This window comes from Phreatobacter sp. GW821-FHT04C01 (assembly GCF_059420385.1).
This window is the reverse complement of sequence record NZ_JBWKTP010000008.1, coordinates 144,313-163,984: the sequence shown is the minus strand read 5'-3', so window position 1 is coordinate 163,984 and position 19,672 is coordinate 144,313. Positions and strand designations below refer to the sequence as shown.

At 67.1% G+C, this 19,672-nt stretch carries 14 protein-coding genes; 12 read left to right on the top strand and 2 right to left on the bottom strand.

Annotation, left to right across the window (positions count from 1 at the left end; genetic code table 11):
- Window positions 1-7 precede the first annotated feature (7 nt).
- Window positions 8-772: an SDR family oxidoreductase gene (locus AC07WJ_RS26510; RefSeq protein ID WP_494937685.1), complete on the bottom strand. Its 765-nt coding sequence runs from the start codon at window positions 770-772 to the stop codon at window positions 8-10.
- 108 nt (window positions 773-880) lie between these two features.
- A complete protein-coding gene (locus tag AC07WJ_RS26505; RefSeq protein ID WP_494937684.1) occupies window positions 881-1,522 on the bottom strand; it encodes a DUF1684 domain-containing protein in 642 nt (213 codons plus the stop codon).
- 298 nt (window positions 1,523-1,820) lie between these two features.
- On the opposite strand from AC07WJ_RS26505, the gene AC07WJ_RS26500 reads away from it, so the two are divergent.
- The 12 genes from AC07WJ_RS26500 to AC07WJ_RS26445 all read left to right on the top strand — a co-directional run bounded on the left by AC07WJ_RS26500 (window position 1,821) and on the right by AC07WJ_RS26445 (window position 19,309).
- On the top strand, window positions 1,821-2,306 hold the full coding sequence (locus AC07WJ_RS26500; RefSeq protein ID WP_494937683.1) for a hypothetical protein: 486 nt from the start codon (window positions 1,821-1,823) through the stop codon (window positions 2,304-2,306).
- Between the two features lie 61 nt (window positions 2,307-2,367).
- Window positions 2,368-3,879 carry an aminotransferase-like domain-containing protein gene (locus AC07WJ_RS26495; protein ID WP_494937682.1) on the top strand — a complete coding sequence of 504 codons (1,512 nt, stop codon included), beginning with the start codon at window positions 2,368-2,370 and terminating at the stop codon, window positions 3,877-3,879.
- Between the two features lie 330 nt (window positions 3,880-4,209).
- A complete protein-coding gene (locus tag AC07WJ_RS26490; protein WP_494937681.1) occupies window positions 4,210-5,220 on the top strand; it encodes an ABC transporter substrate-binding protein in 1,011 nt (336 codons plus the stop codon).
- A 4-nt stretch (window positions 5,221-5,224) separates the two neighbouring features.
- Window positions 5,225-6,019: an ABC transporter ATP-binding protein gene (locus AC07WJ_RS26485; RefSeq protein ID WP_494937680.1), complete on the top strand. Its 795-nt coding sequence runs from the start codon at window positions 5,225-5,227 to the stop codon at window positions 6,017-6,019.
- Window positions 6,016-6,861, top strand: a complete 846-nt coding sequence (locus AC07WJ_RS26480; protein WP_494937679.1) for an ABC transporter permease — start codon at window positions 6,016-6,018, stop codon at window positions 6,859-6,861. The genes AC07WJ_RS26485 and AC07WJ_RS26480 overlap by 4 nt, the downstream gene beginning before the upstream one ends.
- Before the next feature lie 57 nt (window positions 6,862-6,918).
- On the top strand, window positions 6,919-7,767 hold the full coding sequence (locus tag AC07WJ_RS26475; protein WP_494937678.1) for a nucleoside phosphorylase: 849 nt from the start codon (window positions 6,919-6,921) through the stop codon (window positions 7,765-7,767).
- Between the two features lie 8 nt (window positions 7,768-7,775).
- Window positions 7,776-8,798, top strand: coding sequence for a s-methyl-5-thioribose-1-phosphate isomerase (locus AC07WJ_RS26470; protein WP_494937677.1), 1,023 nt, complete (start codon window positions 7,776-7,778; stop codon window positions 8,796-8,798).
- Window positions 8,799-8,814: 16 nt separating this feature from the next.
- Window positions 8,815-10,329 carry an amidohydrolase family protein gene (locus AC07WJ_RS26465; protein WP_494937676.1) on the top strand — a complete coding sequence of 505 codons (1,515 nt, stop codon included), beginning with the start codon at window positions 8,815-8,817 and terminating at the stop codon, window positions 10,327-10,329.
- A gap of 16 nt (window positions 10,330-10,345) precedes the next feature.
- Window positions 10,346-11,002: a class II aldolase/adducin family protein gene (locus AC07WJ_RS26460; protein ID WP_494937675.1), complete on the top strand. Its 657-nt coding sequence runs from the start codon at window positions 10,346-10,348 to the stop codon at window positions 11,000-11,002.
- 91 nt (window positions 11,003-11,093) lie between these two features.
- Window positions 11,094-11,462 carry a GFA family protein gene (locus AC07WJ_RS26455; RefSeq protein ID WP_494937674.1) on the top strand — a complete coding sequence of 123 codons (369 nt, stop codon included), beginning with the start codon at window positions 11,094-11,096 and terminating at the stop codon, window positions 11,460-11,462.
- Between the two features lie 190 nt (window positions 11,463-11,652).
- Window positions 11,653-12,423 (top strand): enoyl-CoA hydratase, encoded by a 771-nt coding sequence (locus tag AC07WJ_RS26450; protein ID WP_494937673.1) that lies wholly within the window; start codon window positions 11,653-11,655, stop codon window positions 12,421-12,423.
- 250 nt (window positions 12,424-12,673) lie between these two features.
- Window positions 12,674-19,309 carry an MBG domain-containing protein gene (locus AC07WJ_RS26445; RefSeq protein WP_494937672.1) on the top strand — a complete coding sequence of 2,212 codons (6,636 nt, stop codon included), beginning with the start codon at window positions 12,674-12,676 and terminating at the stop codon, window positions 19,307-19,309.
- Window positions 19,310-19,672: the final 363 nt, after the last annotated feature.

Here is a 19,672-nt window from a genome sequence, read left to right as displayed (position 1 = left end):
ACTCAGTTCAAATGGTCACGCCGCCGTCGATCACGATGTTCTGGCCGGTGACGAAAGAGCCGGCCTTGGAGGCGAGGAAGACGGCGGCGCCGGCGATCTCGTCGGGTTCGCCGATGCGCCTGAGCGGTGTCGTGGCCGTGCGCTCGGCCAGCCCCTCCGGGTCTTCCCACAAGGCCCGGGCGAAATCGGTCTTGATCAGGCCGGGCGCGATGCAGTTCACGCGCACGTTGTGCGGACCGTATTCGACCGCCAGATTGCGAGCGAGCTGCATGTCGGCTGCCTTTGAGATGCAATAGGCGCCGATGATCGGCGAGCCGCGCAGACCCCCGATCGACGAGACGATGATCACCGAGCCGTCGCGGCGCGCGATCATGCCGGGCGCGACCATCGAGATCAGCCAATTGTTGGCGATGATGTTGTTGCTCAGGATCTTGCCGAACTGGTCGTCGCTGATGCCGGCGAGCGGCCCGTAATAGGGGTTGGACGCGGCATTGCAGACGAGAATGTCGATCGCGCCGAAAGCGCGCCCGGTCTCGTCGACCAGCCGCTGAAGGTCCTCCTTGGAGGAGATATTGGCGGGTATCGCGACGGCGCGGCCGGCACCGTGGCGGCTGTTGATATCCTCGGCCACCGCCTCGCAGGCAGCGGCCTTGCGCGACGAGATCACCACACGGGCGCCATGCTCGGCGAAACGCTCGGCGATCGCCTTGCCGATGCCGCGCGACGAGCCGGTGATGACAGCGGTTTTGCCGGCGAGATCGAACAATGTCATGCAATCCTCCCTGGCGGGCGCCTTGGCGCGCCCTTTGTTGCTTGGGACCACAGTGCCTCGATTGGGCCGCCGTGAACACTCGCCCGATCGGGCGGGGTATCGCGGCCCTTAGACTCTCTCGCCGGCCTCGATCGCGACGTCGAGCCGGTTGGCCGCCGGCGGCAACGGGCAGATCCATTTCGGCGAATAGGCGCAGGACGGATTATAGGCGAAGTTGAAGTCGAGGATCATGCGGCCGGTCCCGGTCCAGCCGAGGTCGGCGCCCTTGATCGTGTCGAGCAGGTAGCGGCCGCCGTCGAACGTGGTCCGGCCGGTCGTCGCATCCAGGAACGGCAGGAACACGCCGCCGCCATAACCGCCGATCCAATAGAGCGTCAGCTCGCGCCCGAGAGTTTCGCTCAAGCCCGCCGTCTCGCCGAAGGGCAGCAGTTCGACCGTGCCGTCGCGGCCGGCCGGCAGGTGATAAGGCGCGGTCTCGCGGGCGGGCGCGACCTCGACGTTGAAGCGCAGGCGCGCATCATGATCGAAATAGCGCGGCAGCGGCGCGCCCGGCGCCAGCGGCGTCTGCGGATGATCACGGAACAGCGCGCCGCGGACGTCACGCCAATGCTGCGCGGCCGCCACCGGATCGGTCATCGCACGGATGCGGGCATAGAGATCGCTCACCTGCCGGCGCCAGTCCCACAAGGTCCAATGCAGGTCGCGTTCGGCCGAAGCGGGGCCGCGTGGAGGCGTGGAAAGCGTGGTCATCAGGTGTTGGCCTTGCCACGGCGCGGTCGCTGCGCCGAACCGGATTATGTCGCGAAAGACCGGTGAGATCCAATGCGCCGCTTTTCGCGGGGCAGGCGACCCCGATGTGGCATGCACGTGTCCTTGTTTAAAGCCATTCCATACGACAAGATCGGTTGATCCGGATCGCCTGCACTCAACCGCCGACAGATAACGAAACCGCTGCGCCGTGCCGCCGATGCGGTTGCGCGCAATGGCCGTGGCCGGCGGAGTGCGACGCGACCGAGGTGGCGGATTTCGCGGGCAACAGGGGCATGTCATGATTTTCGACCTGGCTACGTTCACGGCCATCCATACGGCAATCAGCATCATCGCCATCGTTGCGGGCATTCCGGCGATCTATGGGCTGTTCGGCTCGGTGACGACGTCGTTCTGGACCACGCTCTTCCTGGTCACCGCCGTCCTGACCAGCGCGACCGGCTACGGCTTCCCGTTCAACGGCGTCCTGCCGTCCCATGTGGTCGGCGCCATCGCCCTCGTGCTGCTGGCCGTGGTGCTTCTGGCCCGCTTCGTCTTTCGTCTCGAGGGCTCCTGGCGCTGGATCTATGCTGCCGGCATGGTCTTCAGCCTCTATTTTCTGGTGTTCGTCGCGATCGCCCAGGCCTTCATGAAGATCCCGGTGCTCAGGGCCGCCGCGCCGACCCAGTCGGAATTGCCCTTCGCCCTGTCGCAGGGCCTCACCCTGGTGATCTTCGTGGCGCTGGCGATCGCCGCCAGCCGGGCGTTCCGGCCGGTCCCGGCCTGAACTTGCCGGCCTGAAGCCACCGGCTCTTCCGCCGGCGCCCGGGCCATTGTACTGAGCAGCGATGGCGCCCAGGACCAAAGGCACCGCCGCCGACCTCGCCTGGACATCGGTCTTCGCGGCGAGTGAGCGCGGCGACCGGCTGAGCTATGTCGAGATCATGCGCGCGGTGATCCGCGCGATCGAGGCCGGCCGGCTGGCACGTGGCACGCGCCTGCCCTCGGGGCGCGATCTCGCGCGCATGCTCAGGATCGGCCGCAACACCGCGATGCTGGCCTATGGCGGCCTGGTCGAACAGGGCTACCTGGTGGTGCGGCCACGATCCGGCGTGGTCGTTGCCGATCAGATGCCGAGCCCGTCCGCCGCCCCGGTCGAGGCGGAAGCCACGACCGGTCCCGACTGGCGCGGCCGCTTCAAGATCGCGCTTGCCGATGACGGCGCAGGGGCGACGCGAGCCGTCGACACCGAGCCGAGCTACCCCTTCACCTATGGCCAGTTCGATCCGAGCCTGTTTCCGACCAATCACTGGCGGGAATGCGAGCGGGCCGCGCTCAGCGTGCTGGAGATCGCCCAATGGGGCCGGGACGTGGTCGACGAGGACGACGTCGAACTGGTCGAGCAGTTGCGCAGGCATATCCTGCCGCATCATGGCATCTGGGCCCGGCCGGATGAGATCATCATCACGCTGGGCGGCCAGCAGGCGCGCTACCTGGTCGCCCAACTGCTGGCCGGACGCGGTACCGTGGTCGGCATGGAAAATCCGGGCCTGGCCGATTTCCGGCATATTTTGGGGGCAACCGAAGCCCGCATCCGCGAGCTTGCCATCGATGACGGGGGCCTCGTCGTGTCCGAAGCCCTTGACGGCTGCGACTATGTCTATGTCTCCGGTGGCCACCAATGCCCGACCACCGCGGTCATGCCGGCCGAGCGCCGCCTGGCGCTGCTGGAGTGGGCGGCGGCCAGGGACGTCATCGTCATCGAAGACAGCTATGACAATGAACTGCTGCGAGAGCCGAGCGCGCTCGCCGCTTTGAAGGGCCTCGACCGGCACCAGCGGGTCATCCATATCGGCAGCCTGTCGAAACTGGTGGCGCCAGGGCTTCGCCTCGGTTTCATCGTCGCGCCGGCCCTGGTCATCCGGCAGGTGAGGGCCCTCAGGCGGCTGATCCATCGCCACCCGCCCGGCAATAACCAGCGTGCCCTGGCGATCTTCATCGAGCGTGGCTATTACCGCGGCTATCTGCGCCGCGCGGCCAAGGCGCTGGGCGAAAGGTCGCTTGCGCTCGACGAGGCGCTGCGGCGCTGGATGCCGGACTTTGCCTGGCGCCATTCGGAAGGCGCCTCGAGCTTCTGGGTCGAGGGTCCCGCGGGTTTCGATTGCCGTCGAACCGCCCTGGCGGCGGCGGCCAAGGGCGTGGTGTTCGACGCCGGCGACCGGTTCTTCCACGGCCCCGATCCCTGCCGCCGCTTCATGCGGCTCGGCGTCTCGTCGATCCCCGCGCCGAAGATCGATCCCGGTATCCGCGCCTTGGCCGAAGCCGTGCGGCAGTGCAGAGGTTCGAGCGGGACCGATTAAGTCAATGCATTGCGCTGCGGGTTGTCTCCTTGGCATCGGCGCAAGGGCCCCCTTCACCTCTCCCCGCCGGGGAGAGGTGAGGAGTGGTGGCTCCGGCGCGAACTGCCGAAGGCAGATGCCGAAAACGCCGGAGGTCACACAAGCCGCTTCTGGCCTTCCAGATTCACCCCATCTGGCCCTTCACCGCTGTCGGCGATCGCTCCTAGTGTCCGCGACAGACGGCGCCGCGCCGCGCAAAAGACCAAAAAGCAATCGAAATCGAGACCGGAGGGGTCGATGGGAACATCAGGGCCAGATCGTTCGCTTGTGTCGCCGCCGAGCCGCCGCGACGTGCTCCGTGCATCCGCCGCGGCCTTGGCCGGGATCGGCCTCGGCGGCGGTGCCCTGGCCAGCATCGGCCCGGCCGACGCCCAGGGGTTGACGGCGCTCAAGGTTCAATATGACTGGCTGATGAGCAATGGCCAGATCGGCGACGTGATCGCCGAGAAGAAGGGCTTCTTTGCCGAACAGGGCCTGAGCGTCAGTTTCGTGCCCGGCGGCCCGAACGCCCAGACCGTGCCGCCGGTGCTGACGGGCCAGGCGCTGGTCGGCCAGCTCTCCGGCACCTCGCAGGCCCTGATGGCCTATGGCGCGGGACGGCCGGTGAAGATGTTCGCCTGCGGCTATCAATATTCGCCCTATGCCTTCATCTCGCTGCCGCGTGCGCCGATCCGCATCCCCTCCGACTTCGTCGGCAAGACGGTCGCGGTGCAGCCCACCGGCCGCTTCATCCTGGACCTGATCCTGGCGCAGCACCGCATCGACCCGGCCAAGGTCAGGGTGGTCAATATGGGCCATGACATGACCGCGCTGACCACCGGCCAGGTCGATGCCGTCACCGGATTCATCACCAATACCAAGGCCATGCAGGTGATCGGCCCGGACCGGATCGTGATGACCTCGGAATCGGCCGGCATCACCAATTACGCCAATGCCTATTTCACCTCGTCCGAGACCTATGAGGCGCAGAAGCCGGTGCTCGCGCGCTTCGTCAAGGCGGTCGCCAAGGGTTGGGGCTGGGCGTTCCAGAACCGGGCGGAGGCGATCGACATCCTGTGCGACGCCTATCCCAATCTCGACCGCGAGATCGAGCGGGCGACTGTCGACATCGTGATGGAAATCTCGTTCGACCGCGTCACCCGGACCAAGGGTTGGGGCTGGTTCGAAGCGGAGCGGATTGAGCGGCAGATCAAGCTGTTCGACAGCATCAAGCGTTTCGAGACCCGGGTGCCTGATATCGCCGGCTTCGCCACCCATGACATTCTCGACATGACCGCCGATGCGCGGCCGCGACTGGGCTGATCCGATGCTGCAACCGATCCAATGGGCGATCGACGTCGCCGATGCCGGCGTCGCCTTCAGCCGTGGCGACCAGGACATCTTGGCTTTCACCGGCGTGTCGCTGAAGGCCGAGGCAGGCGAGTTCGTCGTACTCATCGGCCCGTCCGGCTGTGGCAAGTCGACGCTTCTCAGGGCGATCGCCGACCTCTTGCCCTGTTCCGAAGGCGAGGTCGCGGTGTTCGGCGCGGAACCGTCGCGCGCCCGCGCCGAGCGGCGGATCTCCTTCGTCTTCCAGGACGCGACCCTGCTGCCCTGGCGCAGCGTCATCGACAATGTGCGCCTGCCGCTGCAGGTCGGCGACTGGGGCCGGCGCCGCCGCGACGGCCGGACGCCCGAGGAACTGGTCGAGCTGGTCGGCCTGAAGGGCCGCGAGAGCGCGCTGCCGCACGAATTGTCGGGCGGCCAGCGCCAGCGCGTCTCGATCGCCCGTGCGCTCGTCACCAGTCCGGACGTGCTGCTGATGGACGAACCCTTCGGCGCGCTCGACGAGATCACCCGCGACCGGCTCAATGACGAATTGCTGCGCATCTGGCGCGAGACCGGAACCACCGTCGTCTTCGTCACCCACAGCCTGACGGAGGCAGCCTTTCTCGGCCAGTCCGTGGTGGTGATGGGCGCGGGGCCAGGCCGGATCATCGAGACCATCGACCTCAGGGCGCGCAAGCCGGACAACCGCATCGACCGCAACGACGCCGCCTTTTTCGCCATGACATCGGACCTGCGCGCCGTGCTGGAACGCGCCTATGGGAGCGCGGCATGACCATCATCGAGACGACGCGATCGCAGGCCGAGATGGCACACGCCGCCTCGCCCAAGACCGTGACGATACGGGCCGTTTCGAGGCCAGTGGCCTACCGGCGCCTGGCGAACGGGCTCTGGCCGGTTCTCGGCCTCCTGTCGCTGCTGGCCTTGTGGTGGGGGGCGATTGTCGCCTTCGACGTCAAGCCGTTCATCGCGCCGAGCCCGGTCGGGGTGATCGAGGCGGTCGGCGTGCATCGCGCCCTGCTGCTGATCAATCTCTGGCCGACGCTGATCGAGGCCCTCACGGGCTTTCTCATCGGCAATGCCGCGGCCGTGGCGGTCGCCTGCGTCTTCATTCACAGCGCCACGCTGAAGCGCATGTATTTCCCGGTCGCGATCATCTTCAACACGATCCCGGTCATTGCGCTTTCGCCGGTGCTGATCACCATTTTCGGGCTGTCGATCGCCTCCAAGATCATGATCGCGGCGATCATCTGCTTCTTTCCGACCCTGGTGAACATGATCCGCGGCTTCGAATCCGTGTCGCCGTCGGAACTCGAACTGATGCGGATGATGTCGGCGACGAGGCGCGAGGTGTTCTTCCGGCTGCGCCTTCCACGCTCCATGCCATTCCTGTTCTCGGCGCTCCGGATCGCCTGCACCACCAGCGTCATCGGCGCCATCGTCAGCGAATGGATCGGCTCCGAGTCCGGTATCGGCGCGCTGATCATCCAGGCGACGTTCAACTACCGCACCGACCTGCTCTATGCCGCCATCCTGACCTCGTCGGCTTTGGCTCTGGTCATGTTCGGCACGGTCGCCGTGCTGGAATGGCGCTTCGTCCGCTGGCGAACGGCCTGATTTGCATCGGGTGGAGGCACGGCCTCAGCCCGCACGATCTCCAAGGAGTTTGTTCCGATGAATGCCCCTGTGCGCACCAAGGCGACCGCCGATACCGGCGACAGCACCCGCCATGACCTGCTCGCGACCCTCAACCTGCCGCGCTACGTCCTGCTTCCGGGCGATCCGGACCGGGTCAAGGTGATGGCCGGGCAGTGGCAGGAGGCCCAGGTGGTCGATCTGCCGCGCGGCTATCGCGCCGCGGTGGGCAGCTATGGCGGCGTGCGCATCGGCGCGGTATCGACCAGTATCGGCGCGCCTTCGCTCGAGATCATCCTGCACGACCTGTTCCGCCTGGGTATCGATACCTTCATCCGGGTCGGCACCACCGGTGCGCTGCGCGACGACATCAAGACCGGCTCGCTGATCATCAACGACGCTTCCGTCAGGCTCGACGGCACCACCAATCTCTACGTCCGGCCGGAATATCCGGCGGCCGCCTCGCATGAGGTGACCTTCGCGCTGGCGGATGCCGCTGCAACGCTCGGCCATGCCTATCGCGTCGGCACCGGCGCCACCTCCGGCTCGTTCCTGGCCGGGCAGGGGCGTCCCGGGGTCAACGGCCACAAATCGCTGGAGGGCGAGCGCATCTTCGAGGAGATGAAGCGCGCCGAGGTGCTGAATTTCGAGATGGAGACCGCGGCGCTGTTCACGCTCGCGCGCCTCTCCGGCCTGCGCGCCGGCTCGGTCTGCTCGGTCATCGCCAACCGCATGACCGGCGAATGGGGCGACAATGGCGGCGTCCTCCGGGCCTGCCAGACCGGCGCCGAGGCGATCCGGCGGCTGACGCTCTGGGACAATCGCAGGGCTGCCGACGGAGGCGCCACGCTGACGGCCGCTACCGTCACGCCGCTCGATCGGAGCTGAGGCCGGTCATGCATGACATCAGCCTTGTCGAGCCCACCCTGGTGCGCCAGAGCGTCATTCTCGACGATGACGCGGTGCGGATCCTCGACCGCCGGACTTTTCCCTTCGACCTTCGCTTCGTCGCCTGCGCCACCTATGAGGATGTCGCCGTCGCCATCGAGGAGATGGTGACCCAGAGCAGCGGTCCGTTCTTCGCCGCCAGCGCCGGCATGGTGCTGGCGGCCCGCGTGGCCGAGAGCGGCGCACGCGTCGAGGAGCGGCTCGCGGTCATCGACCGGGCGGCGGCGCGGCTGACCGCGACGCGGCCGACCAACAACCATATCCGCACGGTCGTCTCGATGATGGCCGCGGCGGCGCGCGGCCTGGCACCGGATCATTTCGCCTCGGGCATGCGGGCGGTCATGGAGGATGCCTGGGAGAAGCGCTTCGCGCGCAACCGGCGGCTCGGCCAGAATGCCTCGGAACTGGTCGAGGACGGCGACACCATTCTCACCCATTGCTGGGCCGAGGCGAGCCTGATCGAGACGCTGGCCGCGACGCTGCGTGCCGGCAAGCGCGTCAAGGTCGTCTGCACCGAGACCCGGCCCTATCTGCAGGGGTCGCGGCTGACCGCCCACAGCGTCGCGGAAATGGGCATCGACGTCACCGTGATCACCGACAACATGGCAGCCCATGCCATGGATCGCGGCCTCGTCACCCGCTACATGACCGCTGCCGATCGCGTCACCTTGTCGGGCCATGTCATCAACAAGGTCGGCACCTTGCAGATCGCCATCGCCGCCCGGCATTTCGGCATTCCCTATATCGCCATGGTGCCGGCACCCGATCGCCATGCCGCGACGCCCGACCAGGTGCCGATGGAGGAGCGCGACGGACGCGAGAGCCTGATGTGCCTGGGGCAGCCGACGGCCACCCCCCTGGCGCGCGGCTGGTATCCGGCCTTCGACGTCACGCCGCCGGAATTCGTTGGCGCGATTGCCACCGGCGAGGGGGTGTTCGCGGCCGATGCGCTGCGCGCCCATTTCGGCTGAGGGACACGCGACGATCATGGTGAGCACGACCAGGCGTATCTGCATCGGCGGCGGCCAGGTCTGGACCGGCCGGGACGATCTCGGCGCGGTCCCGGGCGGCGTCCTGGTCGAAGGCGACCGGATCGCCGCGATCCTGACGCCCGGCGAGGTCGAGGCGGCGGCCGCCAGTGCCGATACCGTGCTCTATGTGCGCGGCGCGTTGATCGCGCCGCCGCTTTATGACGGCCATGTCCATTCGAGCTCGACCCTGCTGCGCGGCACAGAAAATTCCATGCCGCTCGAGCTCTGGTCCTATTACGCGATCAAATATGGTCGCGGCTTTTCCGAGCGCTGCGCCAGGGCGGCGATCATGCTCACCGCCGCGGAAATGATCCGCAACGGCATTGCCGGCTATGTCGACCACTATCCGCAGGTCGGCTTCCTTCAGGCGGCGTTCGAGGCCCATGCCAGGACCGGCATGCGGGTCGGTTTCGCGCCATTCTTCCAGGACGTCGCCGACCACGACTTCCTCGGCATTCCCTTGAACCCAGACGTGCTGGCCAAGCTGGCGCCGCGCGTGGCGCGCTCGCCGGATGATGTGCGCGCTTCCTTCGCCGATCTCGCCGCACAGGCCGGGCGGGGTGACGCCGCCCGCATCAGCCTGTTGCTCGGCCCCAACGGGCCACAGCGCTGCTCTCCCATCATGATCGCGCTCTGGCGCGCGCTGCAGGACGAGCTCGGCCTCGGGGCCCATACCCATCTCCTGGAAACCCTGCCGCAGGCTGCGGCGAGCCGGGCAGCCTGGCCGGGCGGCCTGGTCGGCGAGATGGACCGGCAGGGGTTGCTGACCCCGCGCCTGTCGGTCGCGCATGGGATCTGGCTGGGGCCCGGCGACCACCGCTTGCTGGCGCGCCGCGGCGTGACGCTGGTGCACAACCCGACGAGCAACCGCATGCTCGGCTCCGGCCAGCTTGATCTGCGGGCGTGTCTTGATGCCGGGCTCAAGCTGGCGCTCGGCACCGACTGCTCGAATACTGGCGGCCGTCACGACCTGTTCGAAGCGATGCGGTTCGCCGTCATGTCCGGGCGCGCGCCGGGCTCGGATCATGAGGCCTGGCTGAAGCCGGCGGAAGCGTTCCGCGCGGCGACGGCCGGCGGGGCCGGCGCGCTCGGCGTCGAACAGGTTCAGGGGCAGCTCGCGCCGGGCGCGGCGGCCGATCTCATGGTGGTGAATTTTCGCCGGGAGCCGCTGACGGCCGCGCCCATCTCGATCGACAGCCTGGTGATGCATGCCGATGCCCGGGCGGTCAGCGCCTTGATGGTCGGCGGAGAATGGCTGATGCGTCACGGCCGTATCGAGAGCTTCGACGAGGACGAGGCGCTGGACGAGGCCGCGGCCTGCGCCAGCGAACTGCGTGCGCTCGCCGCCGACAAGGGCGATCTCGCCAGCCTGCATGCGCCCTATGGCGCCTGGCAGAGGCGGGTCTTCGGCGGGGCATGCGGTTGCCCGGCCTGCGGCGCGACCGGCGCGGGCGGCTTCAAGACGGACTGACAGGCAGGAGATGGCCATGAACGGCAATACCGGGCTGCGCGAAGAACTGATCGAGACCTGCCGGGCCATGAACCGGCTCGGCATCAACAAGGGCACCTCGGGCAATGTCAGCATGCGCCATGGCGCCGGCTTCCTGATCTCGCCGACCGGCATCGCCTATGATGCCCTGACACCCGAACTGATCGTCGAGGTTCGCTGGGACGGCAGCTTCGACGGCGACGTGCTGCCGTCGAGCGAATGGCGGCTGCATCGCGATATCCTCGAGGCGCGCGATGACCTCAATGCCGTCGTGCACACCCATTCGACCCATGCGACCGCATTGGCCATCATGGGGCTGGACATTCCCGCTATTCATTATTCGATCGCCGCCGCCGGCGGCCCGGATATCCGTTGCGCCGGTTACGCGACCTTCGGCACGCAGGAGCTCGCCGATGCCGTGACGGCGGCGATGCGCGGGCGGCGGGCCTGCCTCCTGGCTCATCACGGCGTGGTCGCCGCCCATGTCTCCATGGCCAAGGCGCTGTCGCTGGCGGTGACCGTCGAGGAGCTCGCCAGGCAATATATCCTCTGCCGCAGCCTGGGCACGCCGCCGATCCTCGGCGACCAGGAGATCATGACCGTGGTCGGCAAATACCGGAGCTACGGCCAGCAGCCGGCCGGACGCCTCGCCTAGCGGCGCTGCTGTTGACACGCCCTGTCAGCAGGGGGCTGCTAGGCGATCCCTCGGAAGGGTCGCAAGCGGGCGACCGGCGGAGGAAGCTCTCATGACCATCAAGGCAAGCTGTCATTGCGGCGCGACGCGGTTCGAGCTGAACGAGGCACCGGCCAGCGTGACCCGCTGCACCTGTTCCTTCTGTTCGAAGCGCGGCGCGCTCTGGGCCTATTACAAGCCGGAACAGTTCCGGCTGACCACGCCGATCGAACAGGTCGCGACCTATCGCTGGGGCTCGAAGACGGTCGCCCATCATTTCTGCGCCACCTGCGGCTGCGGCACCTTTACCGAGACGCCCGACTGGTCGACCGGGACGGCGGATTTCGACAACCCGAAAGTCAGCGTCAATACGCGGCTGTTCGACGATTTCGACCTCGACGCCGTGCCCGTCGAGGTGATCGACGGCAAGAACCTCTGGTGAGCGAGACGTTCCGCCGGCGTCCGTGCGGCGATGGCTGTCGCACGAGACGCCCGGCTGGAGCGAGGAGCCGCGGGCCGAGGCCGTTGGCTCGCATGTGCGGCGGCGGGCCGGCCTTGCGCACCGGGGGATTGCCCGGCCAGGGCCACCGGCCAATGCTGACCGACCATCCATTGCCGGGAAGGACCCAGACATGACCATGCTGAACGACCATTGCGCCGTGGAGCGGCGCGGCCACGGGGTGGTCAGACTCACCATCAGCAATGCCGGCAAGGCGAATATTCTCGGCAGCCCGATCATTGCGGCGCTGACCGCCGGCCTCACCGAGCTCGCCGGCGACAGCGGTCTCAGAGCCTTGGTGCTGACCGGGTCGGGCGAGACGAGTTTCATCGGCGGGGCCGATATCAAGGAAATGGTCGAGCTGGAGCCGGCATCGGCCGAACGCTTCATCATGGGCTTGCGCGATCTCTGCGAGGCGGTGCGTCAGTTTCCTGCCCCTGTCGTGGCGCGGATCGGCGGCTGGTGCCTGGGCGGCGGCCTGGAGCTGGCCATGGCCTGCGACATGCGCATCGCCGCCGAGACCGCCAAGTTTGCCATGCCGGAGGTCAAGGTCGGCATTCCCTCCGTGATCCATGCCGCCCTGATGCCACGGCTGATCGGCGCGGGCCGGGCGCGCTGGCTGATCCTCACCGGCGCCACCATCGATGCCGGGACCGCGCTCGATTGGGGCCTTGTGGATGTGGTGGCGTCGTCCGATGATCTGGACGCGGCGGTGGACGAGGCGCTTGCGCCGGTTCTTGCCTGCGGGCCGGAAGCGATTCGCGCGCAAAAGGCATTGTTGCGACAGTTCGAGGAACTGCCGCTGAGCCAGGCGATCGCCGCGAGCGTCGCGGTCTTCGGCCAGGCTTTCGCCACCGGCGAACCGCAGGCGCATATGCAGGCCTTCCTGGCGCGCAAGCGCTGAGCCTCGGCGCCGGGCTCCCGAAGATCGAGTCGATTTCGTCGTGAAATTCGTCCTTTTGCGCGCAATGAGAGGTTTCTTTGCGCTGATTGCGACGACAACGCCGCTCGACGGATGCACAGCTTGCGGTTGGTGAGATGGCGCCCCGTGCGCCATCGACGGCCTTTGGGCCGGCCGAGTGCGCTGTCGAGAGGTCGCGATGAGTTGGGTTGGAGCTCCTGTCAGGCCGTTGCACGGCTCGCTTGCAACCCTATTGCTCGCTTCCACCGCGCTGGTCAGCGCCTCGGCGGCCTATGGCCAGGCCTTGCCGACCGGCGGCACGGTGGCCTCGGGCGGGGTGACCATCGCGACGCCCTCGGCGACCCAGATGACTATCAACCAGTCGACCGGTTCGGCGGTGGTCAACTGGCAGAGCTTCTCGGTGGGGGCGGGGGCCACCGTCAATATCGTCCAGCCCTCGGCTTCCTCGGCTCTGCTCAACCGGGTCACCGGCAATACCCAGTCGACGATTGCAGGCCAGATCAACGCCAATGGCCAGGTCTTCCTGGTCAATCCGAACGGCATCGCCATCACCTCGACCGGCACGGTCAATGCGGCCGGCTTCGTGGCGTCCACGCTCGGCATTTCCGATGAGGACTTCAATGCCGGCCGGCGCACTTTCACCGGCAATGGCGCTTCCGCCGCCGTCTCCAATGCCGGCGGGATCACCATTGGCCGGGGCGGTTATGCAGCCCTGATCGGTGGCTCGGTCGACAATGCCGGCACCATCTCGGTGCCGCTCGGGCGGGTCGGTCTCGGCTCCGGTGAGCAGGCGACGCTGGATCTCTCCGGCGACGGCTTCCTGCAGGTGGCCTTGCCGACCAAGACCCAGGGCAATGGCGCGCTCGTCACCCATTCCGGACGGATCAGCGCCGATGGCGGCAGGGTCGAGATCCGGGCGGCGCAGGCGCGCGACGCGGTGCGCCAGGCGGTCAATCTCTCCGGCGTGGTCGAGGCCCGTTCGGTCTCCGGCCGACAAGGCGAGATCATCCTCGGTGGCGGCGACGGCGCCGTTTCCATCACGGGGCGCTTGGACGTATCAACACGCCAGCGCCAGGCGAGCCAGAGCCGGCCGGCGCGCCCCACCCGGGCGGCAGCGCCGGCGACGGGCGGGCGCATCACGGTGACCGCGCGCACCATCGACATGCGCGGCGCCACGCTCGACGCTTCGGGCCGCGACGGCGGCGGCCAGATCCGCATTGGCGGCGACTATCAGGGCACGGGCACGCTGCAGCGGGCCGAGACCACGACGATCGACGCGGCGACGACGATCCGGGCGGATGCGCTGCGATCAGGCAATGGCGGACGGGTCATCGTCTGGTCGGATCTCGACACGCGCTTCGCCGGCCTGATCACTGCGCGTGGCGGCGCCCAGGGCGGCGATGGCGGCTTTGCCGAGGTCTCCGGCAAGGCCCATCTCGGCTATACCGGCTTCACCGATCTCTCGGCGGTATCAGGCCGCTTCGGCGACCTGCTGCTCGACCCCTACGACGTGACGATCTCCAGCGGCGTGGACGCGAACCAATCCGGCTTCAGCGCCACCGGCAATAACAGCGTCATCAATGTCACCACCCTGCAGAACGCGCTGGCCGGGGCCAATGTGAAGGTCACCACAGGTGCGGGTGGCGCGCAGTCCGGCGACATCACGGTGGCCAACAGCGTCACCTGGACATCGCCGACGACGCTGACGCTGTCGGCCTATCGCAACATCACCGTGAATGCCGGCGTCAGCGTCACCAATAGCGCCAGCGGGGCCGGGCTCGTCCTTCAGTCCGACGCGACTGGTACCGGCATCGGCTCGGTCAGCCTGCTCGGCACGGTCAGCCTCGCCAATGGCACGACGCGGGTCTATTACAATGCCGCCAATTATGCCGCGCCGACCGACTACAGCGCGGCGTCGACCGGCCCGACCACCGCCTATATGCTGGTCAATACGCTCAGCCAGTTGCAGGCCATGGCGACCAATAGCGGTGGCAATTATGCGCTCGGCCGCGATATCGACGCCACCGCCACCAGCGGCTGGAACGGCGGTGCCGGTTTCGTCCCGATCGGCCAGAGCTTCGGCACCGAATATTCCGGAAATTTCGACGGCCAGGGCCACAAGATCACCAGTCTGACGATCAACCGGCCGACCGAGGAGAATGTCGGTCTCTTCGGCCTCACCTGGAACGGGTCGGTCAGCAACGTCTCCTTCATTGGCGGCAGCATCGCCGGCAATCAGTATACCGGTACTGTCATCGGGCGGAGCACGGGCACGATTGTCACTGGCGTGTCGAGTTCGATCGCCATCAGCGGCGGCTTCAACATCGGCGGCCTCGTCGGTCTGAACGAGGGCGGCACGATCAGCCAGTCCTATGCCACCGGCAGTGTCACCGCTTCGTCCGGGAGCCAGGGAGTCGGCGGGCTTGTCGGCACGAACAGGGGGCGGGTCGAGCAGTCCTATGCGACCGGGACCATCAACGGCGCCTCGTCATTCTGGGCCGGTGGCCTGGTCGGCACCAATTACGGCGTCGTCACCCAGTCCTATGCGACCGGCACGGTCAACGGCAATTGGGGAGCGGGCGGCTTGGTCGGCTGGAATGCCGGAGGTGCGATCAGCCAGTCCTATTCCACCGGAGCGGTCAGCGCCGCCAATTATCTTGGCGGCCTGGTCGGCACCACCAATGCCGGGGGCACCACGACCAATTCCTATTGGAATGTCCAGACCTCCGGCTTGGCCATCAGTGATGGCGGAGCCGGACTGACCACGGCGCAAATGCAGGTGGCGGCCAATTTCGTCGGCTTCGACCCGACGGTATGGGCGCCGGCCAATGCCAGCTACCGGCCAGAGCTCTTTGGCGTCTCCGGTGTCGTCGGCGTGTCGGGTGCCGCGACCCGCTATTACGGCGACGCCAATCCGACCGAGGCCACCTATTATGGCGCGGGCCGCTGGAACACCATCACGACAGCTGTGAGCTATTCGACCACGGCGACGGTCACGAGCGGCGTCGGCAGCTATTCGACATCGGTTGGAACCGGCGCGGTCGGGAGCTTCGCCAATGGCGGGGCGACACGCTTCGTCTATCTCTCCGGTGGCCAGCTGACGGTCGCCGCCCGCCCGCTCACCGTGACGGCCAGTGCCGCGACCCGAGGTTATGGCGACGCCAATCCGGCGCTGACCTATCTTTTGACCTCGGGTTCGCTCGTCAATGGCGACACGCTGTCGGGCAGTCTCGCCACCAGCGCCAATGGCACGTCAGGGGTCGGCGCCTATGCAATCACAATCGGGTCGCTCGCGGCGTCCTCGAACTATGCCATCACCTATGTCGGCGCGAACCTCACCGTCACGCCGCGCGCCATCACGGTGACGGCCAATACCGCCTCCAGGGATTACGGTGACGCCAACCCGGCCTTCACCTATGGGGTGACCGCGGGCTCGCTCATCAATGGCGACACGCTGGGCGGAGCTTTGGCCAGCGCGGCGACGGCCACATCCAATGTCGGGAGCTATGGCATCACCCAGGGAACCCTGGCCAATGCCAATTACGCGATCACCTATATCGGTGCGAACCTCACCGTTTCGGCGCGCGCGGTCACCGTCACAGCCAATGCCGCGAGCAGGGCTTACGGCGACGCCAATCCGGTCTTCACCTTCACCACGACGTCGCTCGGCGCGGGGGCCGCGCTGACCGGCACGCTGGCGAGCGTGGCCAACGGCACGAGTGCTGTCGGATCCTATGGCATTACCCAGGGGACGGTGACGACGGCGAACAACCCGAACTATGTCGTCAGCTATTCCGGCGCGAACCTGACGGTGACGCAGCGGGCGATCACGGTGACCGCCAATGCCGCTTCCAGGGCCTATGGCGACGCCAATCCGGTCTTCACCCATGGCGTGACCTCCGGTTCGCTGGTCAACGGCGACACGCTGAGCGGTGCCTTGGCGACATCGGCCACGGCAACATCCAATGTCGGCCTCTATGGCATCACCCAGGGAACGCTGGCTGCGTCCTCGAACTATGCCGTGACCTATGCGGGCGCGAACCTGACGGTGACGCAGCGGGCGATCACGGTGACCGCCGACGCCGCCTCCCGGGCCTATGGCGACGCCAATCCGGCCTTCACCTATGGCGTGACCTCCGGCTCGCTGGTCAATGGCGACACCCTGAGCGGCGCCTTGACGACATCGGCCACGGCCACCTCCAATGTCGGTCTCTATGGCATCACCCAGGGAACGCTGGCTGCGTCATCGAACTATGCCGTGACCTATGCGGGCGCCAACCTGTCGGTGGGTCAGCGGGCGATCACGGTGACCGCCAATGGTGCGTCCAGGGCCTATGGTGACGCCAACCCGACCCTCACCTATGGAGTGACGTCCGGTTCGCTGGTCAACGGCGACACCTTGACCGGCGCCTTGACGACATCAGCCACGACCACCTCCGATGTCGGCCTCTATGGCATCACCCAGGGAACGCTGGCGGCTTCCTCGAACTATGCCGTGACCTATGCCGGCGCGAGCCTGACGGTGAGCCAGCGCGCGATCACGGTGACCGCCAATGCTGCCTTCAGGGACTATGGCGACACCAACCCGGCCTTCACCTATGGCGTGACGTCCGGTTCGCTGGTCAACGGCGACACTCTGAGCGGCGCCTTGGCGACGTCGGCCACGGCGACCTCCAATGTCGGCCTCTACGGCATCACCCAGGGAACGCTGGCAGCCTCGTCGAACTATGCCGTGACCTATGCGGGCGCGAGCCTGACGGTGAACCAGCGCGCCGTGACGGTCACCGCCAATGCGCTCAGCCGGACCTATGGCGACGCCAATCCGGGTCTGACCTTCACCACCACGTCGCTCGGCGCGGGGGCCGCGCTGACCGGGACGCTCGCGACCACGGCGGATGGCAGCAGCGCTGTCGGTGCTTATGGCATTACCCAGGGAACGGTGACGACGGCGAACAATCCGAACTATCTCGTGACCTTTGCCGGTGCGAACCTGACGGTGACGCAGCGAGCGATCACGGTGACCGCCAATGCGGCTTCCAGGGATTACGGTGACGCCAACCCGGCCTTCACCTATGGCGTGACCTCCGGTTCGCTGGTCAACGGCGACACGCTGAGCGGTGCCCTGGCGACATCGGCCACGGCCACCTCCAATGTCGGCCTCTATGGCATCACCCAGGGAACACTGGCGGCGTCCTCGAACTATGCCGTGACCTATGCTGGTGCGAACCTGACGGTGAACCAGCGCGCGATCACGGTGACAGCCAATGCCGCTTCCCGGGACTATGGCGACACCAACCCGGCCTTCACTTATGGCGTGACGTCCGGTTCGCTCGTCAACGGCGATACGCTAAGCGGCGCCTTGGCGACGTCGGCCACGGCGACCTCCAATGTCGGCCTCTACGGCATCACCCAGGGGACGCTGGCGGCCTCCTCGAACTATGCCGTGACCTATGCGGGCGCGAGCCTGACGGTGAACCAGCGCGCCGTGACGGTCACCGCCAATGCGCTCAGCCGGGCCTATGGCGACGCCAATCCGGTTCTGACCTTCACCACCACGTCGCTCGGCGCGGGCGCCGCGCTGACCGGGACGCTCGCGACCACGGCGGATGGCAGCAGCGGTGTCGGCGCTTATGGCATTACCCAGGGGACGGTGACGACGGCGAACAACCCGAACTATCTCGTGAGCTATGCCGGCGCGAACCTGACGGTGACGCAACGGGCGATCACGGTGACTGCTGATGCCGCTTCCAGGACCTATGGCGACACCAACCCGGCCTTCACCTATGGGGTGACGTCCGGCTCGCTGGTCAACGGCGATACGCTGAGCGGCGCCTTGACGACATCGGCCACGGCCACCTCCAATGTCGGTCTCTACGGCATCACCCAGGGAACGCTGGCTGCGTCCTCGAACTACGCTGTGACCTATGCGGGCGCCAACCTGACGGTGAACCAGCGGGCGATCACGGTGACCGCCAACGCCGCTTCCCGGGATTACGGAGATGCCAATCCGACCTTCACCTATGGGGTGACGTCCGGTTCGCTGGTCAACGGGGATACCCTGAGCGGCGCCTTGGCGACATCAGCCACGGCCACCTCCAATGTCGGCCTCTACGGCATCACCCAGGGAACGCTGGCGGCTTCCTCGAACTATGCCGTGACCTATGCGGGCGCCAGCCTGACGGTGAACCAGCGGGCGATCACGGTGACCGCCAATGCCGCGTCCAGGGTCTATGGCGACGCCAACCCGACCTTCGCCTATGGGGTGACCTCCGGTTCGCTCGTCAATGGCGACAGCCTGACCGGCGGGTTCGCAACGAGCGCCACCGCGGCCTCCGATGTCGGCAGCTACGGCATCACCCAGGGGACGCTGGCGGCGTCCTCGAACTACGCCCTGACCGTTGTCGGCGCGAACCTGACGATCACCCAGCGCGCCATTACCATCACGGCCAACGACCTCAGCCGGCTCGCCGGCCAACCGAATCCGCCGCTGACCTATGGCATTGGCGGCCGGGGCCTCGCCAATGGCGACAGCCTGTCGGGTGAACTCGCGACCACGGCGACCGCGACCAGCGGACCGGGCAGCTATGCCATCACCCAGGGCTCTTTGGTCGCGTCGGCCAATTATCTCGTGACATTCCAGGCCGGCAGCCTCTCGGTCACGCCGGCCGGCGCATCGGGCAGCGAGCTTGCCAGCGCGGTCGATTGGGCGTCGCGGGCCAATAGCATCGGACCGGCATCGCTCTACGCCATGAAGGCCTTCGCCATGCTGGCCGGAGCTCCCGCCAAAGGGCTTGTCGAAGATCCGCGCTTCAACGGCAGCGTGGTCTGCCTGGGCCTGGGATCGGCCGCCTGTTTCGCGACGCCGTGACGGCATGGTCCCGAGCCGGCCAGGGCATGGGGCTTGGCGGGCTGGATCGGGCAGCAGTGCTTTGAATGCGCAGGCGATTCGCCTCGTCGCAATGCGGCCGGCCGGCGGGCGCTCCCTCGTGCGGGCCGGATTTGCCTGCCGGTTCAGATGCATGCGGGGATCCGATGAATCGGAAACTTCCGGCGGCCGCTGAAAATTTCACGAAATTCATAACCAAATTCCCCGTTTGCGCGGAATGAGACTCCTCTTTGCGCTGAGTGCGACGACAGGGGTTTCCCTTCAGTGCACAGCTTACCCCAGGTGATGCTGCGGTGCGCGTACTGCGGCTGGTGTTCGGGGGACGGCGTGAATTTGCTTCGAACG